General features: G+C 68.9%; 20 protein-coding genes. 17 read left to right on the top strand and 3 right to left on the bottom strand.

What is annotated here, in order from left to right:
- The first annotated feature begins 136 nt into the window (after window positions 1-136).
- The 5 genes from ehuB to ACHAAJ_RS10975 all read left to right on the top strand — a co-directional run bounded on the left by ehuB (window position 137) and on the right by ACHAAJ_RS10975 (window position 4,881).
- Window positions 137-1,057: an ectoine/hydroxyectoine ABC transporter substrate-binding protein EhuB gene (gene ehuB, locus ACHAAJ_RS10995; RefSeq protein WP_435728186.1), complete on the top strand. Its 921-nt coding sequence runs from the start codon at window positions 137-139 to the stop codon at window positions 1,055-1,057.
- An 86-nt stretch (window positions 1,058-1,143) separates the two neighbouring features.
- Window positions 1,144-1,872: an ectoine/hydroxyectoine ABC transporter permease subunit EhuC gene (gene ehuC / locus ACHAAJ_RS10990; RefSeq protein WP_435728185.1), complete on the top strand. Its 729-nt coding sequence runs from the start codon at window positions 1,144-1,146 to the stop codon at window positions 1,870-1,872.
- The gene (ehuD, locus tag ACHAAJ_RS10985) at window positions 1,869-2,537 is read left to right on the top strand and encodes an ectoine/hydroxyectoine ABC transporter permease subunit EhuD (protein WP_435728184.1); all 669 of its coding nucleotides are present in this window, start codon (window positions 1,869-1,871) and stop codon (window positions 2,535-2,537) included. The genes ehuC and ehuD overlap by 4 nt, the downstream gene beginning before the upstream one ends.
- Entirely contained in the window at window positions 2,521-3,369 is an 849-nt protein-coding gene (ehuA, locus tag ACHAAJ_RS10980) for an ectoine/hydroxyectoine ABC transporter ATP-binding protein EhuA (protein ID WP_435728183.1), read from the top strand. Before ehuD ends, ehuA begins: the two co-directional genes overlap by 17 nt.
- A 225-nt stretch (window positions 3,370-3,594) precedes the next feature.
- A complete protein-coding gene (locus ACHAAJ_RS10975) occupies window positions 3,595-4,881 on the top strand; it encodes an aspartate kinase (protein WP_435728182.1) in 1,287 nt (428 codons plus the stop codon).
- Here ACHAAJ_RS10975 and ACHAAJ_RS10970 read toward each other — a convergent pair.
- Window positions 4,878-5,882 (bottom strand): D-2-hydroxyacid dehydrogenase, encoded by a 1,005-nt coding sequence (locus ACHAAJ_RS10970; protein ID WP_435728181.1) that lies wholly within the window; start codon window positions 5,880-5,882, stop codon window positions 4,878-4,880. The genes ACHAAJ_RS10975 and ACHAAJ_RS10970 overlap by 4 nt on opposite strands.
- A 66-nt stretch (window positions 5,883-5,948) precedes the next feature.
- Here ACHAAJ_RS10970 and ACHAAJ_RS10965 point away from each other — a divergent pair, with 66 nt between their 5' ends.
- The 7 genes from ACHAAJ_RS10965 to ACHAAJ_RS10935 are packed head-to-tail and all read left to right on the top strand — an operon-like array spanning window position 5,949 to window position 17,076.
- Entirely contained in the window at window positions 5,949-7,244 is a 1,296-nt protein-coding gene (locus ACHAAJ_RS10965) for an aspartate aminotransferase family protein (protein WP_435728180.1), read from the top strand.
- On the top strand, window positions 7,241-10,279 hold the full coding sequence (locus ACHAAJ_RS10960; RefSeq protein WP_435728179.1) for an FAD-binding and (Fe-S)-binding domain-containing protein: 3,039 nt from the start codon (window positions 7,241-7,243) through the stop codon (window positions 10,277-10,279). Before ACHAAJ_RS10965 ends, ACHAAJ_RS10960 begins: the two co-directional genes overlap by 4 nt.
- Window positions 10,276-11,745, top strand: coding sequence for an NAD-dependent succinate-semialdehyde dehydrogenase (locus ACHAAJ_RS10955; protein WP_435728178.1), 1,470 nt, complete (start codon window positions 10,276-10,278; stop codon window positions 11,743-11,745). The genes ACHAAJ_RS10960 and ACHAAJ_RS10955 overlap by 4 nt, the downstream gene beginning before the upstream one ends.
- Window positions 11,746-11,805: 60 nt before the next feature.
- Window positions 11,806-13,149, top strand: a complete 1,344-nt coding sequence (locus ACHAAJ_RS10950) for a M24 family metallopeptidase (RefSeq protein ID WP_435728177.1) — start codon at window positions 11,806-11,808, stop codon at window positions 13,147-13,149.
- The gene (locus ACHAAJ_RS10945) at window positions 13,146-14,366 is read left to right on the top strand and encodes an aminotransferase-like domain-containing protein (RefSeq protein ID WP_435728176.1); all 1,221 of its coding nucleotides are present in this window, start codon (window positions 13,146-13,148) and stop codon (window positions 14,364-14,366) included. Before ACHAAJ_RS10950 ends, ACHAAJ_RS10945 begins: the two co-directional genes overlap by 4 nt.
- Window positions 14,363-15,628 carry a M20 family metallopeptidase gene (locus ACHAAJ_RS10940; RefSeq protein WP_435728175.1) on the top strand — a complete coding sequence of 422 codons (1,266 nt, stop codon included), beginning with the start codon at window positions 14,363-14,365 and terminating at the stop codon, window positions 15,626-15,628. The genes ACHAAJ_RS10945 and ACHAAJ_RS10940 overlap by 4 nt, the downstream gene beginning before the upstream one ends.
- Window positions 15,625-17,076, top strand: a complete 1,452-nt coding sequence (locus ACHAAJ_RS10935; protein ID WP_435728174.1) for an MFS transporter — start codon at window positions 15,625-15,627, stop codon at window positions 17,074-17,076. The genes ACHAAJ_RS10940 and ACHAAJ_RS10935 overlap by 4 nt, the downstream gene beginning before the upstream one ends.
- Before the next feature lie 71 nt (window positions 17,077-17,147).
- Here ACHAAJ_RS10935 and ACHAAJ_RS10930 read toward each other — a convergent pair whose 3' ends face one another.
- Together ACHAAJ_RS10930 and ACHAAJ_RS10925 are read right to left on the bottom strand one after the other, a co-directional pair.
- Entirely contained in the window at window positions 17,148-17,843 is a 696-nt protein-coding gene (locus ACHAAJ_RS10930) for a GntR family transcriptional regulator (RefSeq protein ID WP_435728173.1), read from the bottom strand.
- A gap of 167 nt (window positions 17,844-18,010) precedes the next feature.
- Entirely contained in the window at window positions 18,011-21,109 is a 3,099-nt protein-coding gene (locus ACHAAJ_RS10925; RefSeq protein ID WP_435728172.1) for a S8 family serine peptidase, read from the bottom strand.
- A 191-nt stretch (window positions 21,110-21,300) separates the two neighbouring features.
- Between ACHAAJ_RS10925 and ACHAAJ_RS10920 the strand changes: the two genes are divergently transcribed.
- The 5 genes from ACHAAJ_RS10920 (at window position 21,301) to ACHAAJ_RS10900 (ending at window position 26,196) form a co-directional block, all read left to right on the top strand.
- Window positions 21,301-22,245 carry a 3-methyladenine DNA glycosylase gene (locus tag ACHAAJ_RS10920; RefSeq protein ID WP_435728171.1) on the top strand — a complete coding sequence of 315 codons (945 nt, stop codon included), beginning with the start codon at window positions 21,301-21,303 and terminating at the stop codon, window positions 22,243-22,245.
- A 206-nt stretch (window positions 22,246-22,451) separates the two neighbouring features.
- Window positions 22,452-22,769 carry an SSI family serine proteinase inhibitor gene (locus ACHAAJ_RS10915; RefSeq protein ID WP_435728170.1) on the top strand — a complete coding sequence of 106 codons (318 nt, stop codon included), beginning with the start codon at window positions 22,452-22,454 and terminating at the stop codon, window positions 22,767-22,769.
- A gap of 223 nt (window positions 22,770-22,992) precedes the next feature.
- A complete protein-coding gene (locus ACHAAJ_RS10910; RefSeq protein WP_435728169.1) occupies window positions 22,993-24,690 on the top strand; it encodes a carbon starvation CstA family protein in 1,698 nt (565 codons plus the stop codon).
- Between the two features lie 118 nt (window positions 24,691-24,808).
- The gene (locus ACHAAJ_RS10905) at window positions 24,809-25,063 is read left to right on the top strand and encodes a cory-CC-star protein (protein WP_435728168.1); all 255 of its coding nucleotides are present in this window, start codon (window positions 24,809-24,811) and stop codon (window positions 25,061-25,063) included.
- A 44-nt stretch (window positions 25,064-25,107) separates the two neighbouring features.
- Entirely contained in the window at window positions 25,108-26,196 is a 1,089-nt protein-coding gene (locus tag ACHAAJ_RS10900) for an ArsA family ATPase (protein WP_435728167.1), read from the top strand.
- Window positions 26,197-26,250 lie beyond the last annotated feature (54 nt).

Genomic DNA, 26,250 nt, shown 5'->3' with positions numbered 1-26,250 from the left:
AAGGACCCCGGGGTTGTCGACAAAAGGACATGAGGACAGACGGATTGTAAAGTGGCTGTCAGATCGATAGCGTGGCACTAATCACAGGCCGCGCCGTGGCCGCCGCACCGTTGATAATCCGCTGAAGGGGCACATCATGAACAGCAACCAACGACGCCGGGCGCTCGCCGCCGGCTCGATCCTGGCTTCGCTCTCGCTCGCGCTGACCGCCTGTGGCGGTTCCACGACAACCGAGAGCGAGGGTGGCGGCAGCGCCGCGGCACCCGCCGGAGACAACAAGCTTGAGGCGCTCCAGGAGGCCGGCACCATCACGGTCGCCATCGCCGGCGAGGCCCCCTATTCCTACGAGGAGGGCGGGGAGCCGACGGGCGCCACCATCGCCCTGGCCGAGCAGATCTTCGGCGAGATGGGCATCGACAACGTCGAGACCGTGCTCGTCGACTGGAACTCGCTGATCCCCGGGCTCAACGCGGGTCGCTTCGATGCCGTGAGCGCCGGAATGTCCATCCTTCCCGAACGCTGCGAACAGGCCGACTTCGCGGACCCCGAGATCATGTACACCACCGCGCTGATGGTCCAAGAGGGCAACCCCATGGAACTGACCGATCTCGACTCCGTGGTGGACAAGGGCGATGTGAAGCTGGCGGTCCTCGCGGGAGGCATCGAAGCCGGCTACGCGGACAGCCTCGGACTCGACGTGCAGTCCGTCCCCGACGCCCAGACCGGCATGGACACGGTAGCCAACGGCCGCGCCGACGCCTTCGCCATGACGGCCATCTCGCTGAACTTCATGGCCGACCAGAACCCCGACGCCGGGGTCGAGGTCACCGAGGCCTTCGAGCAGGCCATCGACGGCACGCCGCAGGTCGGGGCGGGATCCACGGTCTTCCACCAGGACGACGACGAACTCCGTGAGGCCTACAACGAGGGTCTGGCCAAGATCACCGAGTCGGAGGAAACCTACCTGGATGTGGTGGGCGAATTCGGATTCACCGCCGAAAACCTGGCGCCCGAGGACCTCACCACCGAGCAGCTTTGCTCGGGCGAGGTGGGTTAGCAACGACAATCGCGTGGACCCCGGCGCCGCCGGGGTCCACGCGCACCGTCGTCCCCACAGCCCCCTAGCAAAGGAGTCCGTCCGCCGTGGACGAGAAATTCGAGGCGCTCGGCGAGGCCATGCCGCGCCTGCTCAACGGGATCTGGATCACCCTCGAGCTCACCACCCTGGGTGCAATCCTCGCCTTCGCCATAGCCGTGGTCCTGGGCCTGATGTCCTCGCACCGATCCAAGCTGGTCCGGATTCCGGCCCGCGTGGTCGTCGAGTTATTTCGCGGCACGTCGCTGGTGGTTCAACTCTTTTTCCTGTTTTTCGTCCTCCCCCAGTTCGGGGTTGACCTACACCCGCTGGTCTGCGGCGTGCTGGGGCTGGGGCTCAACTACGGTGCCTACGGTGCCGAGGTGGTTCGGGGTTCGCTCAATTCCGTCCCGGCCGGCCAGTGGGAAGCCACCACCGCGCTGAGCCTGGGCAAGGTCAAGCGCATGCGGCGCATCATCTTTCCGCAGGCATGGGCCCTGATGATCCCCTCGCTCAACAACCTGCTCATCCACCTGATGAAGGGCACCGCGATCGTCAGCTTCATCACGATCGCCGACTTCACGTTCCAGCTCGACCAGCTCAAGCGCGTCACCGACACGTTCTTCGCCTACGCACTGGTGGGACTGATTACGTACTTCCTCATTGCGCTGGTGCTCACGCTGCTGATGAACGCCCTGGAGCGGCACGCCAAGCACAAACTCGGCCAGGGCAAGTCGTTGCGCTCGATCCTCAGTCCCGCGCCGACGCCCACCACCCAGAGCGGAGTCGCCGCATGATCGCCGTTCCCGCCGCCGTCGATTGGAACTGGGACGCCACCTGGGATTCCCTGCCGATCCTGCTGATGGCCTTCCTCGAGGTCACCCTGCTGGTCACCGTGCTGAGCACCCTGATCGCGGCGGTCCTCGGTCTCGCCATCGCCATCGTGATGCGCGTGGCGCCCAAGCCGATCGCCGTCACCGTCAAATGGATCGCCAACTTCATCCGCATGACACCGATCGTGGTGCAGCTGTTGTTCGCGTACTACGCGTTCCTGAACCTTGAGGCCCTCACCATTGGCATCATCATCTTCGGTGTCCACTACTCCACGTACATGTCGGAGGTCTACCGCGCGGGCATCGATTCGGTGCCCAAGGGACAGTGGGAGGCCACCACTGCCCTGTCGATGTCGGCGGGGCGCACCTGGACCGCCGTGATCGTCCCGCAGGCCCTGCGCGCCACCATTCCCGCGTTGGGCAACTACGCCGTCTCGATGTTCAAGGACACTCCGTTCCTCCTGGTGATCGGCGTGGTCGAACTCGTCAACGCGGGCCTGATCTACGGCGGCAACGCCTTCCGCTACGTCGAGGCCATCACCCTGGTCGGCATCATCTTCCTGCTGGCCAGCTACCCCACCTCACTCCTCATCGGCAGATTGGAAAAGCGCCTTGCCTTCAACACCTGAGTCGTCCGCGACGGCCACCCCGTCCCCGGCGGCCGGCGGAACGCCGGTCATCGAGTTCCGCGACGTCGAAAAGCGCTTCGGTGACAACGTGGTCCTAAAGGACCTGAACTTCTCCGTGGCCAAGGGCGACCGCGTCACGCTGATCGGGCCCTCCGGCTCCGGCAAGACCACGATCCTCCGCCTGGTCATGACCCTCGAGAAGGCCACCGACGGCTTCATCTTCATCGACGGCGAGCCCCTCACCCACGAGGAGCGCAACGGAAAGCGCGTGGAGCGCAGCCCCAAGGAGCAGAAGCGGATCCGCCAACGGATCGGCATGGTCTTCCAGCAGTTCAACCTGTTCCCCAACATGTCCGTGCTGGAGAACATCATCGAGGCGCCCGTGCACGTGCTGGGCCAGTCCAAGGCGGAGGCCACGGCCAACGCCCGCTCCCTGCTGGAGAAGGTGGGGCTGGCGGACAAGGCGGATCAGCACCCGACGTCGCTCTCCGGCGGCCAGCAGCAGCGCGTCGCGATCGCCCGCGCGCTGGCCATGGACCCCGAGATCCTGTTGCTGGACGAGGTCACCAGCGCGCTGGACCCGGAAATCGTCGGCGAAGTGCTGGGCATCCTGCGCCACATCGCGGAGACCACGGATATCACCATGCTGATCGTCACCCACGAGATGCAGTTCGCACGCGACGTCTCCAATCGCGTCCTGATGTTCGACGGCGGCAAGATCGTCGAGGAGGCCGCCCCCGACGTCATGTTCAGCAACCCGAAGCACGAACGCAGCCAGGCGTTCCTGCGCGCAGTGCTCGGCGGCGCCGAGGGGACGATCGGCACGCACTAGATCCGGTGTGCGACACCGGCACGTCCACAGGCTTGGGGGCGCCGGCGTGCTGCGCACGCGCATGCCTGCGAATACATCACCTCGTATGACATTGCCAGTCAATGTGACCCCGTGCGGTCACGAATCCCCGGGGCCCGAAACGGCCTCGCTACACTGAAAAATGCATGCGCCGGGAACGTCGGCGCAGTCTACCCAATTCCCTACCCCCGTGGAGTGTGCTGTCCCATGAGCCTCATTGTCCAAAAGTTCGGCGGTTCTTCCGTGTCGGATGCCGAGGGCATCAAACGCGTCGCCCGCCGGATTATTGACACCCAGGCCGCCGGGAACGACGTCGTTGTTGTCGTCTCCGCGATGGGCGACAGCACCGACGAACTCCTCGACCTCGCCGGCCAGCTGACCGACGAGCCGCCCGCGCGGGAGATGGACATGCTCCTCTCCGCCGGCGAGCGGATCTCCATGGCCCTGCTGGCGATGTCCATTAACAGCCTCGGCGGCAAGGCCGTTTCCTTCACCGGGAGCCAGGCCGGAATGATCACCGATTCGATCCACGGCAAGGCCCGCATCATCGACGTTTCGCCGCACCGCGTGCGCCGCGCGATCGACCGCGGCTACGTCTCCATCGTCGCCGGGTTCCAGGGCATGGCCAAGGAGTCCAACGACATCACGACCATGGGCCGCGGCGGATCGGACACCACCGCCGTGGCTCTGGCCGCCGCCCTGGATGCGGACGTCTGCGAGATCTACACCGACGTCGACGGCATCTACACGGCGGACCCGCGCATCGTCCCCTCGGCCCAGAAGCTGGACCTCATCTCCTCCGAGGAAATGCTGGAGATGGCCGCCTCGGGTGCCAAGATCCTGCACCTGCGCTGCGTGGAGTACGCGCGCCGCTTCGGGGTGCCGCTGCACGTGCGTTCGTCCTTCAGCAACAACGAGGGGACCTGGGTCCAGCCCAACCCCGACGACCAGATCAAGATCGAAGAGGGAGCACCCATGGAACAGCCCATCATCTCCGGCGTCGCGCACGACCGCTCCGAAGCCAAGGTCACCGTCACGGGCGTCCCCGACGTCCCCGGCTCGGCCGCGGAGATCTTCCGCGTCATCGCCGGCGCCAACGTCAACATCGACATGATCGTGCAGAACATCTCGAAGGCCGAGACCGGCAAGACGGACATCTCCTTCACCCTGCCGATCGTCGAGGGCAAGGACGCGATCGCCGCGCTGCGGCAGGTGCAGGCCGAGATCGGGTTCGAGGACATCTCCTACAACGACAACGTCGGCAAGCTCTCCCTCATCGGCGCCGGCATGCGCTCCAACCCGGGCGTCTCGTTCCGCTTCTTCGAGGCCCTGCACCAGGCGGGCGTCAACGTGGACATGATCTCCACCTCCGAAATCCGCATCTCGGTGGTCACCGACGCCGCACTGCTGGACACCGCGGTCCGCGCCGTGCACGGCGCCTTCGACCTGGACGGCGAAGCCGAGGCCACGGTCTACGGCGGAACCGGCCGCTAGGCCCCGGCCCGGGTGGACGGGGGCGCCTGCACGTAGCCGCGTTCCTTGTCCACCACGTTCCCGAGCGGCTCGCCGGCCACGTAGGCGTCCAGGTTCTCCAGGAACTGGTCCGCCAAGGCGTCCCGCCACCCCACCACGTCCCCGCACATGTGCGCCGAGACGTGGACGTTCGGCATCTCCCAGAACGCGTGGTCCGCAGGTAGCGGCTCCACGGCGAAGACGTCCAGCGACGCCGCCGCGATGCCTCCGTCCCGCAGCGCCCGCTCCAGTTCGGGCTCGTCCACGAGGGCTCCGCGCCCGATGTTGACGAGGTGCGCGTGCGGGGCCATCGCGGCCAGCACGGCCGAATCCACGATTCCGGCGGTCTGCGGGGTCAGCGGCGCCGCCAGCACGACGTGGTCCGCCCAGCCGACGTGCTCGGCGAGGTCCGCGCTGTCGACGACGGTGCCGAAGTCCGGGTGGTCCGTGCGGGCCGTGCGTCCCGCCCCGCGCACCTCCATGCCGACGGCGTGCAGCAGCCGGGCGGTGGCCCGCCCGATTCCCCCGGTGCCCACCACGAGCGCGCGCGAACCGCGGGTCGACGTCGGTTCCCGGTGCCGCCACACGCCGTCGCGCTGCAGCGACTTACTGGCGTGCAGCTGCTTCTGGTGGGCCATGACCGAGGCCAGCACGAACTCCGCGATCGGCACATCGAAGAAGCCGTGGGCATTGGTCAGGAGCACGTCGGAGTCCCGAAGCTCGTCGAACATGATCGCATCCACGCCGGCCGCGGCCACGTGCACCCACTCCAACCGGTCGGCTCCCGCCCAGGCGTCGCGCAACGCCGAGCTGAAAAAGTCCCACAGCAGGACCGCGTCCGTTCCGGCGAGCGCCGCGGCCAGGTGGTCGGCGTCGGTCAGGACGACGTCGGCCCGTGCGCGGATGGCGTCGATGTTGTGCGGTTCCGGGACTCCGGGTGCGGTCAGGACGGCCAGTCGCGGCCGTGTTTCATTGCTCTTCACGCCCTCCACGCTACGGCATTGGTAGATTGTTGACAATCATGCCGTGTGATGTGCAACATAGAACTCATGACAAGCCTGAGCCCCCTCCTGAAACAAGCCACCCCCGTAGTGGTGGACCACGCCCTCGGCTCCTGGATTTACGGCACCGACGGACGTTCCTACCTCGACTTCACGACCGGCATCGGCGTGACCAGCACCGGCCACTGCCACCCGAAGGTGGTCGCCGCCGCCCGGGAACAGGCCGGCAAGATCATCCACGCGCAGTACACCACCGTGATGCACCAGCCGCTGCTGGAGCTCACCGACAAGCTGGGCGAGGTCCTGCCCACGGGACTCGACTCCGTCTTCTACGCCAACTCCGGCTCGGAGGCCGTCGAGGCCGCCGTCCGCCTCGCCCGCATGGCCACGGGCCGCCCCAACATCGTCGTCTTCCAGGGCGGGTTCCACGGCCGCACGGTCGCCGCCGCATCGCTCACGACCGCCGGCACCAAGTTCTCCGCGGGCTTCGCGCCGCTGATGGCCGGCGTCCACATGTCCGCGTTCCCCTACGCCTACCGCTACGGGTGGGACGAGGACACCGCGGTGGCCTTCGCCCTGCAGGAACTGGACTACCTCCTGCAGACCCGCACCGCCCCCAACGACACCGCCGCCTTCCTGATCGAGCCCGCCCTGGGCGACGGCGGCTACCTGCCCACGCCCCCGGCGTTTCTCGAGGGCCTGCGCGAGCGCGCCACGCACCACGGGATCCAGCTCATCATCGACGAGGTGCAGGCCGGCGTCGGACGCATGGGCCGTTTCTGGGGACACCAGTTCTCCTCGGCCGAGCCGGACATCATCGTCACGGCCAAGGGCATCGCCTCCGGCTTCCCGATCTCCGCGATCGCCGCGTCCACGGAGACCATGTCCAAGGGATGGCCCGGATCCCAGGGCGGCACGTACGGCGGCAACGCCGTCTCCGCCGCGGCCGGCGTCGCCACGCTCGGCGTCGTCCAGGAGGAGGGCCTCGTCGAGAACTCCCGGCTCCGCGGCGACCAGCTGCAGGCCGGCCTGTTGCGCATCCAGGAGCGCTTCCCCGCCATCGGCAACGTGCGCGGGCTGGGCCTGATGCAGGGCATCGAGTTCACCGGCGCCGACGGAAAGCCCGACGCGGCCACCGCGACCGCCGTCCAGCAGGCCACCACGGAGCAGGACCTCCTGACGCTGACCTGTGGTCCCGCGGGCAACGTCGTCCGCCTGATCCCGGCCCTCGTCGTCACCGAGGACGAGATCTCCACGGGCCTGGCCCGTTTCGAGGCCGCCCTGGGCACCGTGGCGGACGCCGCCACGGCCGACCCCGTCTTCGGAGAGCCCTCCTACCGATGACTTCGCTCCACACCGCTGCCGCGCAGGCGCCGTCGAACGGCTCGTCCGTCCTCGACCGGCTGCGCGGCGCGGGGCTGGCGCCCGACGACAGTTCGCGCCGCCTCGCCGAGTACTCCTACGACGCCTCCAACTACCGGGTCCCGCCGGTCGCCGTCGTCTTCCCCGCCTCGACCGACGACGTCGTGCGCGCCATGGCCGCGTGCCGCGCCTCGGGCACGCCGCTCGTCGGCCGCGGAGCGGGAACGTCGATGGCCGGCAACGCGATCGGGCCCGGCGTCGTGCTCGACTTCTCCCGACACCTCACCGGCATCGGCGCCGTCGACGAGGACGCCATGACCGTGGATGTGGAGCCGGGCGTGATCCTGGCGACGCTGTCCGCCGAGGTCGAACGCCGCACGGGAAACCGGCTCACGTTCGCCCCCGACCCCTCCACCAAGGCCCGCGCCACGGTCGGCGGCGCGATCGGCAACGACGCCTGCGGCAACCACTCGGTGCGCTACGGCCGCACCAGCGACCACGTCGAGGAGCTCGACGTCGTCACGTCCGACGGCGCACGCCTCACCGCGCACCGCACCGGGCTGCGCGCCACCGATTCGAGGGACGCGGCCTCCGTCCGGCGCGCCGCCGAACTGTCCGCCGGGCTGCGGGACCTCGCCGCGGCCAATCTCGGGGACATCCGCGTGGGCCTGGGACGCATCCAGCGCCAGGTCTCCGGCTACCACCTGGACCACCTGCTGCCCGAGAACGGATTCGACGTGGCCCGCGCGCTCGTCGGCTCTGAGGGCACTTGCGCCGTCGTCGTCCGCGCCCGCGTGCGCCTGGTCCCCAAGCCGGCCAGCCAGCTGCTGCTGTGCGTCGGCTACCCGGACGTCGTGGAGGCGGCGCGCGACGTGCCGACGATCCTGGGCTTCGACCCCGCTGCGGTCGAGGGGATCGACGACGCGATCGTCGAGACCATGCGTTTTCGCCGCGGCGACGACTCCGTCACCGGACTCCCCGCCGGCCGCGCCTGGCTGTACATCGGCCTGGACGGGACGGACCCGAAGGCCGTCGAGCACAAGGCCGAGGCACTGCTGGAGGCGCTGCGCGGGAACGGACGCATGGTCGACGGGCGGGCCGTCCCGGACGCCGCCGAACGCGCCGGGCTCTGGCGCGTCCGCGAGGACGGCGCCGGGCTGTCCGCGCGCCTTCACACCGGCGGGGAATCCTGGCCCGGCTGGGAGGATTCCGCCGTCGCGCCGGAGAACCTCGCCGACTACCTCGCCGACTTCCGCGAGCTGCTGCAACGCCACGGACTCACCGGAGTGATGTACGGGCACTTCGGAGCCGGATGCATGCACGTGCGCATCACCTACGACCTGCGCAGCGATGCCGGACGCCGCGTCTTCCGGGCGTTCACCCGCGACGCCGCGGAACTGGTGGTCGCGCACGGCGGATCGCTCTCCGGCGAGCACGGCGACGGCCGCGCGCGTTCCGAGTTCCTGCCCCTGATGTACTCCCCCGCCCTCATGGAGGCGTTCCGCGCCTTCCGTGCGGCCTGGGACCCGGACGCGATCCTCAACCCCGGATCGCTGACCGAACCGGACGCCATCGACGAGAACCTCGCGCTCGAGGGCGTGCCGGACCGCGAATGGCGGACCAGCTTCGACCTGCGTCCGCTCGGCGGCCACGGGAACGATTACGTGGCCGCCAACGAACCAGCGCACCCGGAAACGGACCAGCCGGGGAAGCTGGACGACTTCGTGCACGCCGTCCAGGGCTGCATCGGCGTGGGACGCTGCCGCACGCCGTCGGGCGGGGTCATGTGCCCCAGCTACCGGGCGACGGGCGACGAAAAGGACTCCACCCGCGGGCGCGCCCGGGTGCTGCAGGACATGGTCCGCGGCGCTGCGACGGTCGCCGAGGGCTGGAAGTCCGAGGACGTCCGCGAGGCGCTGGACCTCTGCCTGTCCTGCAAGGCGTGCTCGTCCGACTGCCCCACCGGGGTGGACATGGCCACGTACAAGTCCGAGTTCTTCTCGCACTACTACGAGGGCCGGCGACGTCCGGCGGCCCACTATTCGCTCGGATGGCTGCCGCGCTGGCTCAAGCTCGCCGGCCCGGTGGCCCCGCTCGTGAACGCCGTGCTCGCCACGCCCCTGGCCCGCCTGGCGCCGCTCGCCGGCGTCACCGCCAAGCGCGCCATGCCGCGCTTCGCCGGCGCCTCCGCGTGGCGCCGCGAGGTGCGCGACGCCGGCGCGACCGACGGCCGCACGGCGGGCGGGGACTCAGGCGTCGTGTTGTTCGTGGACACGTTCACCCGGGGGTTCCGCCCCCGGGTCGCCGGCGCGGCGGCCCGGGTGCTGGCGGGCTCCGGGGACGCGGTCGAGTGCTCCGCCGACGCCTGCTGCGGACTGACGTGGATATCCACCGGGCAGCTGGACACGGCCAAGCGGAAGCTCGCGCACGCGGCCGCGGCGCTCGACGACGGCACCGACCGCCCGATCGTCGTCGTCGAACCCTCGTGCGCGGCGGCGCTGCGCAAGGACCTCCCCGAACTGGTGCACACCGACCAGGCCAAGCGGGTCGCCGCGCGCATCCGCAGCTTCGCCGGGCACGTGTCCACCCTGGCCGCCGCCGGCACCCTGCCGGCGCCGGCCACGGACCTGCCGGAGCGCGTGGTGGTGCAGACGCACTGCCACGAGTACTCGGTGTTCGGCGCCACCACCCAGCGCAAGGCGCTGGCGGCCGTCGGGGTTCCCGACGTCGTGGAGGCGACCGGCTGTTGCGGCGTCGCCGGCAACTTCGGATTCGAGAAGGAGCACTACGACCTCTCGATGAAGGTCGCCGAACAATCGCTGGCCCCGGCGCTGGCCTCCGAGACCGCCGCGCCGGTGCTCGCCGACGGCTTTTCCTGCACCATGCAGGTCCAGCAACTCGATTCCGAACGCGCCGGGCTCCATCTGGCCGAGCTGCTGGACCCGGGCCGCCGAACCACACCCGTAAAACCAACCACCCCCGAAACAAGCACCACACAGACCAAGGAGAAGCCATGACCACGCTGCAGAACCACGAGGCACCGGCAGTGGCCGGCATCCGCACGGACCTGTTCATCGACGGACAGTGGGTCGAGTCCACCTCCGGGAAGCGGTTCGACGTCGTCAACCCCGCCACCGAGGAGACCATCGCCACCGTCGCCAACGGCAACGCCGAGGACGCCCGCCTGGCCATCGAGGCCGCCGGCCGCGCCCAGAAGGACTGGGCCCGCACCGCCCCCCGCGTCCGCAGCGAGATCCTGCGCCGCGCCTACGACCTGATCATGGCCCGCCAGGACGAGCTCGCCCTGCTCATGACCACCGAGATGGGCAAGCCGCTGGCCGAGGCGAAGGGCGAGGTGGCCTACGCCGCCGAGTTCTTCCGCTGGTTCTCGGAGGAGGCCGTGCGCATCGGTGGCGACATGACCACCACCGGCGACGGCAAGAACCGCATCATGGTCTCCAAGGAGCCGGTGGGCCCCTGCGTCCTCATCACGCCGTGGAACTTCCCGCTGGCCATGGGCACGCGCAAGATCGGGCCGGCCATCGCGGCGGGTTGCACCATGGTGTTCAAGCCGGCCAACCTGACGCCGTTGTCCTCCCTCGCCCTCGTCGGCATCCTCGTGGAGGCCGGGCTTCCCGCCGGAGTCCTGAACGTGGTCCCGACCACCAGCGCGGGAACCGTGGTGACACCCTGGATGGAGAGCGGCATCGCCCGCAAGATCAGCTTCACCGGATCCACCGGCGTCGGCGTCCGGCTGCTGGAGCAGGCCGCGCAGCACGTGATGCGGTCCTCGATGGAGCTCGGCGGAAACGCCCCGCTGCTGGTCTTCGAGGACGCCGACCTGGACCGCGCCGTCGAGGGGGCCCTGGCCGCCAAGATGCGGAACATGGGCGAGGCCTGCACCGCCGCCAACCGGATCTTCGTCCAGCGCCCCGTCGCCGACGAGTTCTCCCGGCGGCTCGCCGAACGCATGGGCTCCCTGACCGTGGGCGACGGCGCGGCCGAGGGCACCGACGTCGGACCGTTGGTGGAGCGCAAGGCGCTGGACAAGGTCCAGGAGCTCGTCGACGACGCCGTCACCCGCGGGGCGACGGTCGTGTGCGGCGGCAACAGCCCCGACGGCGCCGGCTACTTCTACAACCCGACCGTCCTGTCCGGTGTCCCGGCCGACGCCAACCTGATGTCGGAGGAGATCTTCGGACCCGTCGCCCCGGTCATCCCGTTCGACACCGAGGAGGACGTGGTCCGCCTCGCGAACGACACCCCCTGGGGCCTGGCGGGCTACCTGTTCACGTCCGACCTGGACCGGGCGTTCCGCGTCGGCGACGCCCTCGAAGTCGGCATGGTGGGCCTGAACACCGGGATCGTGTCCAACCCGGCGGCGCCCTTCGGCGGCATCAAGGCCTCCGGCCTGGGGCGCGAAGGCGGCCGCGTGGGCATCGAGGAATTTTTGGAGACCAAATACATGGCCATGCCCCGCTAACCGTCCCTACCCTGTACGTGAAACCACACTCCAACCCACAGAAACCCGAAAGGACAACGCATGGCAAGTGACGGCATCGCCATCCAAGCGTTCACCGGCGATGAATACTCCGCGCGGCTCGCAGCCGTGCGGGCACGCATGCAGGAGCAGGGCCTCAGCGCCCTGATCGTGACGGACCCCGCCAACATCTACTACCTGACCGGGTACAACGCGTGGTCGTTCTACACGCCGCAGATGGTCTTCGTCCCGGAGGAGGGCGAGATGGTCCTCTACGCACGGGAAATGGACGCGCACGGCGCGTTCCGGACCAGCTGGCTGCCCCCGGAGAACATCGTGGGCTACCCGGAGAGCTACATCCAGCGCCCGCACGTCCACCCGTTCGACTGGGTCGCCTACTCGATGCGCCGGCGGCAACTGGTGGCCCGCGCCTCGCGCGGCTGCGTCGGCCTGGAGATGGACGCGAGCTTCTTCACCCCGAAGGCCTACCGCGCCCTGGTCAACGCCCTCCCGGAGTGGACGCTGGTGGACAGCTTCGAACTCGTGAACTGGGTCCGCGCGGTCAAGTCCCCCGCGGAAATCGACCTCATGCGCAAGGCCGCGTCCGTCACGACCCTGGCCATGCAGGCCGCCCGGGAGGCAATCGACGTCGGCGTGCGACAATGCGACGTCGCCGCGGCGATCTCGGCGGCACAGGCCGCTGGCAGCCTCGACGCGGGCGGCGACTACCCCGCGATCGTGCCCATGCTGCCGACCGGCGAATCCGCCGACACCCCGCACCTGACCTGGAACGACGACCGCCTGAAGAAGGACCAGGCGGTCATCGTGGAACTGGCCGGCGCCCACCGCCGCTACCACGTGCCGATGGCCCGGACGTTCGTCCCCGGACGCGCCCCGGACCACGTGCAGCGCTTGGCCGACGCCGCCGACCACGGGCTGGCCGCCGTCCTGGAGACGGTGTCAGCCGGAGTCCCGGTGTACGACCTCGCCCAGGCGTGGAACCTCACCCTGTTCGAGTACGGCTACGAGAAGCCCTCGCGCTTCGGTTACTCGATCGGCATCGGTTACCCGCCGGATTGGGGAGAGCGGACCATCAGCCTCCGCAGCGAGGACCAGACGGTCCTGCAGGAGAACATGACGTTCCACCTGATCTGCGGCATGTGGATGGACGGCTACGGCTACGAGGTCTCGGAATCGATCCGCGTCACCGCAACCGGCGTCGAATTGTTCACGTCGTTCGGGCGTGGACTGCTTCCCGCGGGCGACTCGGGCCTCGAGGCCGTCCGAACGGGCCAAATGCCCATCGTCACGGACCACGGGGTCGCGCCACCCCGCGTCGTGACGGTCGGCGATCCCGCAGGCCTCCCCGCCGCCAACGACCACCTCAACACCAAGGATTTCGCATGATGCTCCCCACCCTGCCCCTGGCCGCCCGCGCGGATTCGCTGGTCGGCTCCGTGATCGATTCCAGCACGTCGCTGCTCGCGGCGCAGAAGCACGACATCGTTCGCTTCGCCATGGGATCCCCCGCCAGCGAGTTCGTCCCGGTCGACATCTTCAACGACATCGCCGCCACCGTGCACGACGCCTCCTCCTACACCTACGGCGCCACCGAGGGCGAACCCCGCCTGCTGGACGCGCTGCTGGACTACTTCTCCGACAAGGCCGAGGCCACCACCGAGGACAGGGTGACCATCACCTCCGGTGGCATGCAGGGCCTGGACATCGCGTTCAAGCTCTTCGTGGATCCCGGGGACCTGGTCGTCGTCGAATCCCCGACGTACACCAACGGCTCCGCCACCGCGCTGAGCTACGGCGCCAAGCTGCTTGAGGTGCCCATGGACGCCGACGGCCTCGACGTCGATGAGCTCGAGCGGCTCGTGGAGGCCGGCGGCACGAAGCCGAAGGCGATCTACACGATCCCCAACTTCCAGAACCCCTCCGGGACCACGCTCTCCACGGAGCGCCGGATCCGGCTGATCGAGCTGGCCCGGAAGTGGAACGCCGTCATCATCGACGACGACCCCTACGGCCTGCTGCGTTTCCAGGGCGAGGACCTGCCCGGGTTCCGCGAGCTCAGCGGAGAAGACCCGCTGGTCTTCTCCGTCCGCACCTTCTCCAAGATCCTGGCCCCGGGCCTGCGCGTGGGCTGGATCGACGCGGACCCGTCGCTCCGCCAGCTGGTGATCAACGCGAAGCAGGCCATGGACACGTGCACGAACGTCCCGGCGCAGCACGTCGTCGCGGAGTTCCTCCGGCGCGGAGGGCTCGACGAGCACCTCGCCGGGCTGCGGGTGGAATACAGGAACCGAAAGGCCGCGATGGCGGCGAGCATCGAGCGCCACCTGGGCGGCCGGGTCCGCACCACCGACCCCGAGGGCGGGTTCTTCCTCTGGGTGACCCTGCTCGGCCCGGACGCCGCGGTGGACTCCCGCCGGTTGTTCGAGATCGCGCTGGCCCAAGGCGTCGCCTTCATCCCGGGTCCGGCGCTGTCCGCGGAGGGCCGCTTCAAGGACGCGTTCCGCGTGTGTTTCGCCTCCAGCAACCCGGAGCGCACCGAGGAGGGCGTTCGCCGGCTGGCCGGCGCGCTGGACATGGCCCGGGCCGAACTGGACACCGAATGACCGCGACGCAGGCGGTCGGCCTGACCGGCTCCGAACGCGCACTGGTCGACGCCGTCGACGTCGACGCACTCGTCGAGCTGGCCTGCGCGCTGGTCGCCGCCGGCGGAGAGAACCCTGGCGGCACCGAGGAGGCGACCGTCGTCGTACTCGAGGAGGCTGCGGGCCGGCTCGGGCTCGAGGTCCTGCGCGACGACGTCGCGCCGGGCCGCCCGAACGTGCTGCTGACGCTTCCGGCCACCACCGAAGCGGTCGGCGAGGGACTCCTGTTCCTGGGCCATTCCGACGTCGTGCCGGTGGGTCCGGGCTGGAGCCGGGAGCCGTTCGCTCCGGTCGTCGAGGACGGGCGCCTGTACGGGCGCGGTTCCACGGACATGAAGGGCGGACTCGCGTCCGTCCTCGCCGCAATGGCCGCGCTCAAGGCGTCCGGCTTGCCGCGAGGCGGTCCGGTGACGCTGGCGTGCACCGTCGACGAGGAGGACCTCGGCATCGGCATCCGTGCGCTGGCCCGCGCCGGCCTGCCGCACCGGTACGCCGCGTGCGTCGTCGCCGAACCGACGGACCTCGAGACCGTCATCGCCTGCCGTGGAGACAGCTACCTGGAGATCGCCGTCACCGGACGTGCGGCCCACTCCGGCCGGCCCTCCGACGGGCGCAACGCGATCGACGCCGCGGCCCGCATCTGCGCGCTGATCGCCGAGGACCACAAGGACCTGCAGGGCAGTCTCGATCCGCTGCTCGGCGCAGGGTCGTGGAACGTCGGCATCATCGAGGGTGGCCGCGGCACCTCGATCGTGGCGCCGGAGTGCCGCATTTCGGTGGACCGCCGCCTGATGCCGTTCGAGGACGCCCAGGAGCTCTGCGCGAACCTGCTGCGGCGGATTTCCGCGGCGGGAATCGACGGAGACGGGATCGAGGTGGGCGCCGAGGTCACCATGTCCATGCCCGGATTCTCGACGCCGGCGGACCATCCGCTGGTCCGGTCCTCCACGGATGCGCTCCGCGACGCGGGCACGGCCTCCCGCGTGGCCGGCTGGACGGCCGCCTGCGACGGCGGCTTCATCGCCCGCGACTTCGGCGTCCCGACCATCGTCATGGGGCCGGGCGGACTGAACGACCAGGCTCACCAGCCCGACGAATGTGTCAGGCTGGAGGAACTCGCCACAGCCGCCCGCGCCTACGCGCTGATGGCTACACGACTGCTCACTCCCAACACATCGACCACCCGGGGCACCCCGGTCAGAACAGAAGGCAGGATCCTATGAAAGAGAATCCCCGCGGAGGCGAGGCAATGGTGGAGGACTCCAACGCTCCCGGCGCCGAGCCCCAGACCCCAGAGGGCAAGACCGAACTGAAGCGTTCCATCCTAGGATCAGCGCTTGGCAACGCGGTCGAGTGGTTCGACTACGGCGTCTACGGCTACCTGACGATTTTCATGGCCGTGAACTTCTTCGGATCCGAGGAGGGGGACGGCGGACTCGGCGTGACGCTAACGCTGGCGACGCTGGCGCTGTCCTTCCTGGTCCGCCCGCTCGGCGGCATCATCCTCGGCCCCCTCGGCGACAAGATCGGCCGCCAGAAGGTCATGGTCATGACGGTGACCATGATGACCGTCGCCACCGGTGCGATCGGCCTCCTGCCGACCATCTCCTCCGTCGGCATCCTGGCCCCGATCCTCCTGCTGGTCTGTCGTCTGGTGCAGGGCTTCTCCGCCGGCGGCGAGTATGGCGGCGCCGCGGTCTACATGGCCGAGTACGCCCCCGACCGGCGCCGCGGCTTCTTCGGCTCCTTCCTGGAGTTCGGCACCACGACCGGGTTCATCCTGGCCGCGATCGTCTGCACGTCGCTGACCACGATCGTCGGCGACCAGGCCATGCTGGACGGCTGGTGGCGCCTGCCGTTCCTGCTCACCGTTCCCCTCGGCCTGACGGCCCTGTACATCCGGACGCGCCTGCACGAACCGGAGGTCTACGCGGAGGCCAGCGAATCCAGCGAGATCACGAAGTCCCCGATCCGCGACGTCTTCCGCCGCAACTGGCGCCAGATCGTGGTCCTGATGGGCTTCGTCGTGCTGCTGAACGTCGCGTTCTACCTGATCCTCGGCTACATGCCCACCTACCTGAGCACCCAGCTGGGCCACAGCACCGCCCAGGGCAACTGGATGCTGGTCGGCATCATGGCGATGATGCTCGTGGCCATCCCGCCGATGGGCGCGCTCTCGGACAGGGTGGGGCGCAAGCCGCTGCTGCTCGTTGCCGCCGCCGGATACGCGCTGCTGTCGGTTCCGGCGATCATGCTTCTGGGCATCGACAACCTGTTCCTGCAGTTCGTCGGTTTGGCCGTCCTGGGCCTGCTGCTGGTGATCCTGGTGGCATCCGTGTCCTCCACGTTGCCCGCCCTGTTCCCGACGGCCGTGCGCTACACGGGCTTCGCGATCGGCTACAACTTCTCCACGGCGTTCTTCGCGGGCCCCTCGCAGACCCTGGCGAACCACCTCGTTGAGACCACCGGCAACACGCTGATCCCGGGCTGGTACCTAGCGATCGCCGGCGTCATCGGGTTCGTCAGCATCCTGTACATGCGCGAGACGTCGCAGGCGTCCCTCCGCCACGAGGAACTGCCAGGCGATCCCGGCTCGTTGGGGCTTCCGAGCACCAAGTGGGTGCAGGTCAACCGCGAGAAGGCAGACGCCGGCAAAGCCATGTCCCGCTAGTTCCGCCAGCCCGGGACACCGGGAACCGGCACCCGCTTTGGCCGGGCCGGAGCCACAAGCTGCATCGGCAGCTAGACGGCTTCGGCCCGGCCAAACATGCTTCCGGCGATCTGTTCCACGGCGGAGTCCATGTGCCGTGCCAGCAGGCCGTGGAGCCGGGCGACGTCGGCAGCGCCGATGGCGCGGGCGATGTCCCGGTGCTCGCTAATGCGGTCCTGCGGCGTGTAGCCGGTGTCCTCCAGGGCGGACAGGCACATCCGGGTCTCGGTGACGAGAGTGGCGTGCATGCGCGAGAGCCGCAGGCTGCCGGCCAGATCCACGAGGGTCTCGTGGAACTCAATGTCCAGTTCCGACAGCGGGCGCGGCTCCAGGTTCCCGGCGACGACGAGCTCCTCCATGCGGTCCACGATCCGATCCAGGGCGGAGGCGACCTCCGACTCCCGGTGGTCCAGTTCGATGATCTTCAGGCAGGCGGAACGCTCGACGGCGGTGCGGGCCAGGTAGATGTCGGCAACGTCGTCGGCCGTCGGCTCCGCGACGAAGAGCCCGCGGTTGCGGATGCTGAGCAGCAGCCCCTCCTGGGCCAGCCGCTGCATGGCTTCGCGCAACGGCCCACGGCTCACGCCGAGCTGCCGGGCGAGGTCCGCCTCCCCCAGTTGCTCCCCGGGACCGAACTCGCCGTTGCCGATGGCGGTCCGGATCTTTCGGGCGATAATTTCCGGCGTGGATACCTGCCTGAGCGGTTCGAGCGGGTTGCGCGTGGTCATGGCGTCGTCTTCCGGTACGGGTCTATGGTTTGCAGACAATCCTACGACCTGCTGGTCCGAGGGCCAAGGAATGCGTCACACCTGCCCGGCTTCCCGAGGGGCGCGCAGAGACCAGTGGCGGCCGCCGGACTGGGTCCGGCGACCGCCACTGGCTGGTGCTGGTCTGCTTACTTGAGCGAGGACTTCGGCAGCTTCGCCGCCTCGTCGCCGGTCAGGACCACGGGCGATCCGGCCGCGGCGGCCGTTCCGCCGACGGAGACCTGGACGCCGATCGACTTGCCCGTGTCGTTCAGCGAGATCTTGCCGAAGTACACGCCGGCCTCGAGGCCGGACCAGGCCGCGGTGATGGCCGTGGGTTCGCCGTTGACGAGCTCCAGCGGGTCCGGGGAGACCTCCAGGTTGCCGGCGTCGTCCGCCAGCGCCACGAAGTCCATGCTGGCCGTCGCCGGTCCACCATCGGACGTCGAGTACAAGTTGGCGATGATCCGGTAGTTGCCGGCCGCCGGCGCGTTGAGCACAATGCGCTCGCTGGCCGATGCCGTGGCGGCCTGAACGACCGTGCCGGCCGGGGTGATCAGGAACAGGTCCCAGTCGTCCGTGGCGTCGTCCGCGTTGACCGCGAACGTCGCGGACGTGGACCCCGCCGGAACGGTGACGTTCTTGATGCCGTTGGACGCATCCTCCCGCGCCGAGGGCGAGCCTCCAGGAACCTTTTCCGTCGTGGTGCTGTCGGCCTTGGCGAGTCCGTTCACGGACAGGTCGACCGTGCGGTCGACTCCGCCGACGACATCGATGACGCCGGAACCCTCACCGGACTCGGACTCGAACGAGGCCACCGCGGGGGCCTGGACGGTCACGGGCCGGACGCTGACCGGGGAGGTCACCGTCGCGCCGCCACCCTTGCCGCCCTCGCGGGCCCAGGTGAGGGATCCGTGCGCGAACCGGTCCGCCTCCGCCGTCGTGCGCTTGAACGTGACGGTGAACGTCTTTGACTCGCCGGCCTTCCTGAAGGCGAGCTTCGAGGGGCTGACCGTCACGTCGACGCCGGGAACATCGGCCGACGCCGTGTAGGTGCCCTTCGTGGTCGCGGTGACGGTGCGGGTGACCGTGGTTTCACCGATCAGGTTGCCCAGCGCGTAGGACGCGAGGTTCAGGTCCTTCGCCTCGAGCTCGCCGTCCAGCATGGCGTTCCAGTCGTCCACGCCGTTGTCGTAGACCAGGCCCGGAGCGGTCATCGCGCCCGGATCGGCCATGCCGGCGCCGGTGGCGAAGTTGTCCAGATCCGCCGAACCGTCGGCCTTGACGGCGTCGTACGCCGTGGTCATCATGGCCGACTTCACGGCGGCCGGCGACCACGTGGGGTACTTGCCGAGCATCAACGCGCCCATGCCGGCGGCGTGCGGGGACGCCATCGACGTTCCGGACATGAAGCCGGCGGTGTCGCCGTTGTAGCGGGCCGGAACGACGCCGGACATCACGTTCACGCCGGGGGTCGCGAGGTCCGGCTTGAGCAGGTCGGAGCCCTCGGCGAGCGTCGGGCCGCGCGAGGAGAAGCCGGCGATCTGCGGGAATTCGACCGAGGGCAGGCCGGTGGTGTCCGTCATCCGGATGGTGCCCGTGATGCCCGGGTTGGACGCGACCTGTTCCTTGATGGCCGGATTGGAGATGTGCACGGTCGGGACCGCGTGGATGTCCGAGTCCTCGGACATCGGGGAGAGGTTGACGAGGACCATGCCCACGGCGCCGGCGTCGCCGACCACCTGCGACTTCTCGACGCGGGCGTTGACGCCGCGGTCGCAGACCACGATCTTGCCCTCGGCCTTGGCCGGGTCGATGGTGTCCGGCAGGCACAGTTCGGGGTTGGTGGCGCCGGTCCTGCCGGCGTCGGCCGCGAGGACCAGTTCGGTGTCCAGCACCTCGCGGGAGGCGACCGAGACGCCGCGGTACTTGGTGCCGTCCTCCATCTCGACCGTTCCGGTCAGTTCGGCGGAGAACGTGGACGCGGCCACCGTGGTGAGCCACGGTGAAGCGTGATTGACGGTGGAGACCGTCGGGCCCGAGTTGCCGGCCGAGGCGGCGACGAAGACGCCCGCGGCTGCGGCGTTCTTGAACGCCGTGGCCACCGGGTCGAGGACCGAGTTGTTGTTCCCGGAGATCGAGTAGTTCAGGACGTCGACGCCGTCGAGGATCGCCTGTTCGATCGCCGCGACCGAAGCCGCGGTGTAGCAGCCGCCGGTGTTCGGATCGGTGTCTTCCCAGCAGATCTTGTAGACGGAGACCTTCGCCGAGGGTGCGACGCCGGACCCCGTGCCGAAGTCCCGCCCGTTGACGGTCTGCTGCGTGTCGTTGTTGCCGGCGGCGGTGGACGCCGTGTGCGTTCCGTGGCTTCCGATGTCCACCGGGGAGATGACCTCCTCGGGAGCGCGCTTCTCCTCGGGGACGAACTTCAGGAAGTCGTCGGCGAAGTAGCGGGCGGAGAGGACCTTGTCGTTGCACAACGAGCCGTCAAAGCCCTCGCCGACCTCGCACTCGCCCTTGAAGACAGTGCCGTCGGACTTCAGCATGGCGATTGCGCCGTCCGAGTCGCGGTACGGCTCTCCGACCTTCGCCTTCTTCTTGCCCGGGAGCGCCGAGACCTCCGAGCCCTCCAGATAGGGGCTGGAGGGGAGGTAGCCGGTGTCGATCACGCCGACGACGACGCCGCGGCCGGCGTTCCGCTCGCCCCTGAACTCCTCGGCCCACACGCCGTCTTCGCCGCGCAGCCCGAGGTAGTCGACGGATGCGTAGTCGGGCGCGAACTGGACGTTCTCGCTGACCGAGAGGACGTTCTTGTCCTTGGAAAGATCCTGGGCCTGACGGGCGGTCAGATTCGCCTGGAAACCGTTCAGGGCGGTGGTGAAGTCCCGCTGGACCGCCACCTTCTGCGACTTCGCGACCGCCTTCTGCGCCTTCTTCAGGTGCGCCTGGTACGCCTTGACGTTGCGGTCTCCGGCGTCGAGCTTCTTGCCCCGCTCCGGTTGCGTGGCCGCGATGCCGGGGACCCCGCCGTCGTAGCTGGCGACCGGAGCCTCCTTGAGGACGACGATGTAGTTGCCGTCCTTGAAGGACTGGGGCGAGGCCGCGACGGCCGGCGTATCGGTTTCGGGTGCCGCGGCGGCCTGCTGGGCGCCGAGGCCCATGGTCAGGACCAGCGGCAGGCCCATGGCGACGGCGGTTGCGGCGCGCCAAACGGGGCGCCTCCCCGTCCGCGCTGAGACGTTCTCCATAACTAGCTACCTTTCGTGGGTGCGGTGATGATGCCCGATGGGCGAGATGTCCTTCGCGGCGTCCTTCGTGTCCCATTTCACACAGGGAGGGATCTGAATGAAAGGTACCTCAAGTGATCAAGAAATGAAATGAGTGATTGACACTTTCCGTAGATTCGCGGGCGGCGCAGCACCCGGCGGACAATGGAGTCATGATCGAGCCGGAACCCGAAGTCCTGCCAGAGGATCTCTGGCGACCCCGCGCCGCCGCACACGCCGCGCGGGTGGACCGGTTCGCCGCGCCTTTCCTCGACCGCCGCATGACCGGCCGGAAGCACCCCGTCGAGGATTTCCTCTTCACCTACTACACCCAAAAGCCCGGCCAGCTGCGGCGCTGGCACCCGGGCCCCGGCGTCGTCCTTGCGGGTGATGCCGCCCGCGAGCGTGCGGGCTGGAAGTTCTACGCGCACAGCGCGGGCGGGGCAGGGATGGAACTCGACGCCGGCGCCTTCGCCACCGCGCGCGCCGAGGCGCTCGGGTTCGCGCGCATCATCCTCTCCGGAACCGAGGCCCGCCCCGCACAGTTCTCCTGCTTCGGCCTGCACGAGTGGGCCATGGCGTACCGCTCGGAGGAGAACGGGATCCGCCACGAGTACCTGCCGCTGCGCCTGGGCGCGTCCGGCACCGACAGGGTGGTCGAGGAGAACCGCATCCGCTGCACGCATTTCGATGCGTTCCGTTTCTACGCACCCCAGGCCGTGGCCCTGAACGAACTGACGCCGACGCGCGAAACGCAGCGGGACCTCGAGCAGCCCGGGTGCCTGCACGCCAATATGGACCTGTACAAGTGGGCCTACAAGCTCTCCCCCGCGGTTCCGAGTGACCTGGTCATGGACTGTTTCGAGTTGGCGTGGGACATTCGAACCATGGACATGCAGGCCTCACCGTACGACCTCGGCGACTGGGGACACGAGCCGATCAGGATCGAAACGCCCGCTGGCAAGGCGCGCTACGCCGACCTCCAAAGAGGCTTCGCGGAGCGCTCCGCCGTGTTGCGTGGCCGACTCCTGACGGCCATCGAGGACATCGACGCCGCGGTGGCCGCGACGTCGGGGACGATTTCGGGGACGACGCCGGTCGCGGGGGTGGCGCCGTGACGGCGGCCGACCGCCCACGTTCGCCCCGGACCGTGCGACCGTTCGCCACGCTTTGCTTCGCCGCCGGGCTCTTGGTCTTGACCGCCTGCGGACAGACGACTCCCGGAACGCCGGGGGGATCCGGGGGCAGCACCGGCAGTACCAGTGGGGAGCCCACCGGTACTGCCACCGCGGGCTCCGGCGTCACGGACGTGACCGTGGAAGTCATGGCGAACGGCACCGACGTCGACGCCACGCACCGGGTGGTGTGCGTGGATGGCGCTCCCGCCGCCGGCACCGACCATCCGACGCCGGAAGACGCCTGCGCGTTCTTGTCCGGCCCCGACGCCGGACTGCTGACGGCGCTCCCCCGCAAGGATGTCGCCTGCACGCAGCAGTATGGCGGACCGCAGAAGGCCCGCGTGCACGGAGTGGTCGACGACAGCGAGGTGAACAAGACGTTCAGCCTCACGGACGGGTGCAAGATCGGCGAGTGGGATTCGGCACGCGCACTGCTTGGCATGGGATCCGGCGCCGGAACCTGACCACGGCCACCCTGGAACCGCTCACCGCAAAATCGGGCGCCCCCGGCGCACCGCCGAGCCTAGCCATCGCCTCTCCATGTGATCCAGCGCACTAGCCATTATGATTGGCGCTGATCAACCTCGCCGGCCGGACCATCACGGCTGAAAGCCCCACGTCAGCGCACCCACGACTTCGCAGACGGACCGAGTAGCTGGCGAAACCACACAGGAAAGAGGTTTGGCCTTGAGTTCCGTCGCACTCGCGCTCATTGGCATCGCAATGGTCATTGCGGGCTATCTGCTCTATTCGAAGTTCCTAGCCCGGCGCGTCTTCGCGCTGGACCCGTCCTACCAGACGCCGGCCCACCGCTACCAGGACGGCGTCGACTTCGTCCCCACCAACAAATACGTCCTGTGGGGCCACCACTTCACGTCCGTTGCCGGCGCCGCGCCGATTGTCGGCCCGGCCATCGCCGTCATTTGGGGCTGGGTGCCCGCGGTCCTCTGGGTCACGCTCGGCACCGTGTTCTTCGCCGGCATGCACGACCTCGGCGCCCTTTGGGCCTCCAACCGGAACAAGGGCCAGTCGATCGGCACCCTCTCCGGCCGCTATATCGGGGCTCGCGGACGCAACCTGTTCCTGGTGATCGTGTTCCTGGTTCTCCTCATGGTCAACGCGGCGTTCGCCACGGTGATCTCCAACCTTCTGGTCGCCACCCCGACGGCGGTCATCCCCGCGTGGGGCGCCATTGTGGTTGCGCTGTTCATCGGGCAGGCGATCTACCGCATGAAGTGGAGCCTGCCGTGGGTCTCCGCCCTCGGCGTCGTGGCCCTGTACGGCCTGATCCTGCTGGGCGACGCGTTCCCGGTGGTCCTGCCGGAGACGATCCTGGGCCTGAGCGCGAACGCGTTCTGGATCATCATCCTCTTCGTCTACGCCGGCATCGCCTCGCTGCTTCCGGTGTGGATGCTGTTGCAGCCGCGCGACTACATCAACGGCCTGCAGTTGTTCATCGCCCTCGGCATCCTCTACGGCGCCATCCTGATCTCCGCGCCCACGCTTGTGGCACCGGCTTTCAACACCAATCTGCCCGAGGGCACGCCGTCGATGGTTCCACTGCTCTTCGTCACCATCGCCTGCGGTGCCATCTCCGGCTTCCACGGCATCGTGGCCTCGGGGACTTCTTCGAAGCAGCTGAACAAGGAAACCGACGCGCGATTCGTCGGGTACTTCGGTGCCGTCGGCGAGGGCCTGCTGGCCCTCGGAACCGTCATCGCCGTGTCCGCGGGCTTCCGTACGGTGGCCGAATGGGAAGAGGTCTACTCCGCGTTCGGACAGGGCGGCGTGGGTGCGTTCGTCACCGGCGGCGGGACCATAGTGAACCAGGGACTCGGGCTTCCGGAGTCGCTCTCCGCCACGATCCTGGCCACCATGGCGGTGCTGTTCGCGGCCACCACCATGGACACGGGCGTGCGCCTGCAGCGTTTCGTGGTGTCCGAAGTCGGCGACATCGCCGGCATCCGCGTCAATCCCGCCGTCGCCACGCTGGTTGCGGTCGGCGTGACCGCCGGCCTGACGTTCAGCGCGGGCGGCGATGGCTCGGGCGGAATGCTGATCTGGCCGCTGTTCGGCACCACCAACCAGCTGCTGGCCGGCCTGACGCTCTCGATCGTCGCGGTCATGCTAATCAAGCGCCGCCGTCCGGTCCTGCCGGCCCTGATCCCGCTGACGTTCATCCTCGCCATGAGCGTTCTGGCGCTGCTGGTCCAGCTGAAGGGCTTCTACGAGGCGGGCAACTGGTTCCTGCTCGGTTTGGACCTCGTCATCCTTGTGGCCGCCGTCTGGGTCATCGTGGAGGCAGTCATCGCAATGGGCCGCGCCCGGCGCGAGCCCGCGGACGCCGACAACGCGGACGACGTCGACCGCTTGGTCGACCGGTAGGTCGACTGGACCCTCAGTCCGGCCGGGGGTAGCCCCGACGGGCTGGCCGTGGCATCCTCGAGATGCCCCGGCCAGCCCGGCAGGCCCCCCTCACCGACCACGAAGAATGCGAGCGGGCATGAGTTGGATGGAAAAGGCCAGCCGCGGACTCGCCGAGTTCTACGCGGCACCGTACCGCAGCGCCTTGGCACGTGCCCGCCGGGACGAGGAGGACCTGTTCATGATGCTGGTCCTTTCCGAATCGCTCGGCGTGCCGAATCCCGCCAGCTACTACACGCTGGAGCTGCTGCCCGTGATGTTCGACCGATTCCACGAGTGGCACCGCCGCATGGGCATGGAACGTTCACCGTTCGACAACCTGTCGTGTTGCTGATTCCCGCCCTATTGCACGAAGAACGTCTCCCGCACAAGGAACCCATGTCTTCTGAAGCTTCCCGGCCCGGCACGGAGGTCGACGGACGCGGTGACCTCCGCGCCCTCGGTCCGGGCGCACGCGTCATGTTCTTCTCCGGCAAAGGTGGGGTCGGTAAGACCACACTGGCCGCTGCCACCGCGGTGGCGCGTGCCGACGCCGGAGAGCGCGTCCTTCTTGTTTCCACGGACCCGGCACACAACCTCGGGCACCTCTTCGAATGCCGCCTGGGGGACGCCCCCCGCACGCTCATCGACTCTGATGGCGCAGGCGGGGGGCGTCTCGACGTCGTCGAAATGGACCCGGCGGCGATCACGGCCCGGCACCTTAAGGACGTGGGCGCCACCATCCGGAGGATGATGCCCGAGCACCTGCACCGCGAGGTGGACAAGTACCTCAAGCTGGCCGCCGATGCCCCGGGAACCCACGAAGCCGCCGTACTGGAGCGGATAGCCGAACTCACCGAGACGTCCTTCGACAGGGCTGTTCCCGTTGCGGAGGCACCGGGCCTCGGCCGGTTTGGCCGCTCCGCAGGCTCGGCCGCGGATTACGACGTCTTGATCTTCGACACGGCACCCTCGGGGCATACTTCGCGGCTCATGGCTCTGCCGGAGATGATGACGGCGTGGACGGACGGTCTTCTCCGCCGCCGCGCCGCCAGCGAGAAGTTCGGGGAGGCCCTGGTGGGCCTCGGCGACGCGCGCAAGGACGAGGACTCCAGGGACGCCCGCATCCGCCAACTGCTGACGCGCCGCCGAAAACGTTTCGCCGGGCTGCGCGAGCTCCTGACCGACGAGTCGCGGACCGCATTCGTGCTGGTTCTGGCCGCCGAGCGGCTCCCGGTGGCCGAAACCATCGAATTCCATGAACACCTGCGTTCACAAGGGATCTCGGTGCGCGCCCTCCTGGTCAACAAGCGGTCTCCCCGCGACGCCGGGGACTTCCTGGCGCAGCGCCGTTCCGCCGAAGATCGCCACGTGGCCGAGCTGAACCGCGCCCTGCCTGGGCTCCCGGAGATGAACCTGCGTTTGGCACCCGGGGAAATCCGTGGGATCGACGGACTGCGCGCAGTCCCCAGCTTGATCGAGCCCTAAACCGACGGTGCAGGATCTCCGCGATTTCATGCGGCTTTGCGTGGTTTGAGGTGT

Source organism: Arthrobacter arnarulunnguaqae, assembly GCF_051262515.1.
Taxonomy (GTDB): domain Bacteria; phylum Actinomycetota; class Actinomycetes; order Actinomycetales; family Micrococcaceae; genus Arthrobacter_N.
This window is presented reverse-complemented; position numbering and strand designations above follow the sequence as displayed.

Bases quoted from the DNA above. Each gene is read 5' to 3' on its own strand.
- ehuB (WP_435728186.1), top strand. From the start codon at position 137: ATGAACAGCAACCAACGACGCCGGGCGCTCGCCGCCGGCTCGATCCTG.
- ehuD (WP_435728184.1), top strand. From the start codon at position 1,869: ATGATCGCCGTTCCCGCCGCCGTCGATTGGAACTGGGACGCCACCTGG.
- ACHAAJ_RS10975 (WP_435728182.1), top strand. From the start codon at position 3,595: ATGAGCCTCATTGTCCAAAAGTTCGGCGGTTCTTCCGTGTCGGATGCC.
- ACHAAJ_RS10965 (WP_435728180.1), top strand. From the start codon at position 5,949: ATGACAAGCCTGAGCCCCCTCCTGAAACAAGCCACCCCCGTAGTGGTG.
- ACHAAJ_RS10960 (WP_435728179.1), top strand. From the start codon at position 7,241: ATGACTTCGCTCCACACCGCTGCCGCGCAGGCGCCGTCGAACGGCTCG.
- ACHAAJ_RS10955 (WP_435728178.1), top strand. From the start codon at position 10,276: ATGACCACGCTGCAGAACCACGAGGCACCGGCAGTGGCCGGCATCCGC.
- ACHAAJ_RS10950 (WP_435728177.1), top strand. From the start codon at position 11,806: ATGGCAAGTGACGGCATCGCCATCCAAGCGTTCACCGGCGATGAATAC.
- ACHAAJ_RS10945 (WP_435728176.1), top strand. From the start codon at position 13,146: ATGATGCTCCCCACCCTGCCCCTGGCCGCCCGCGCGGATTCGCTGGTC.
- ACHAAJ_RS10940 (WP_435728175.1), top strand. From the start codon at position 14,363: ATGACCGCGACGCAGGCGGTCGGCCTGACCGGCTCCGAACGCGCACTG.
- ACHAAJ_RS10935 (WP_435728174.1), top strand. From the start codon at position 15,625: ATGAAAGAGAATCCCCGCGGAGGCGAGGCAATGGTGGAGGACTCCAAC.
- ACHAAJ_RS10930 (WP_435728173.1), bottom strand. From the start codon at position 17,843: ATGACCACGCGCAACCCGCTCGAACCGCTCAGGCAGGTATCCACGCCG.
- ACHAAJ_RS10925 (WP_435728172.1), bottom strand. From the start codon at position 21,109: ATGGAGAACGTCTCAGCGCGGACGGGGAGGCGCCCCGTTTGGCGCGCC.
- ACHAAJ_RS10920 (WP_435728171.1), top strand. From the start codon at position 21,301: ATGATCGAGCCGGAACCCGAAGTCCTGCCAGAGGATCTCTGGCGACCC.
- ACHAAJ_RS10915 (WP_435728170.1), top strand. From the start codon at position 22,452: ATGGCGAACGGCACCGACGTCGACGCCACGCACCGGGTGGTGTGCGTG.
- ACHAAJ_RS10905 (WP_435728168.1), top strand. From the start codon at position 24,809: ATGAGTTGGATGGAAAAGGCCAGCCGCGGACTCGCCGAGTTCTACGCG.
- ACHAAJ_RS10900 (WP_435728167.1), top strand. From the start codon at position 25,108: ATGTCTTCTGAAGCTTCCCGGCCCGGCACGGAGGTCGACGGACGCGGT.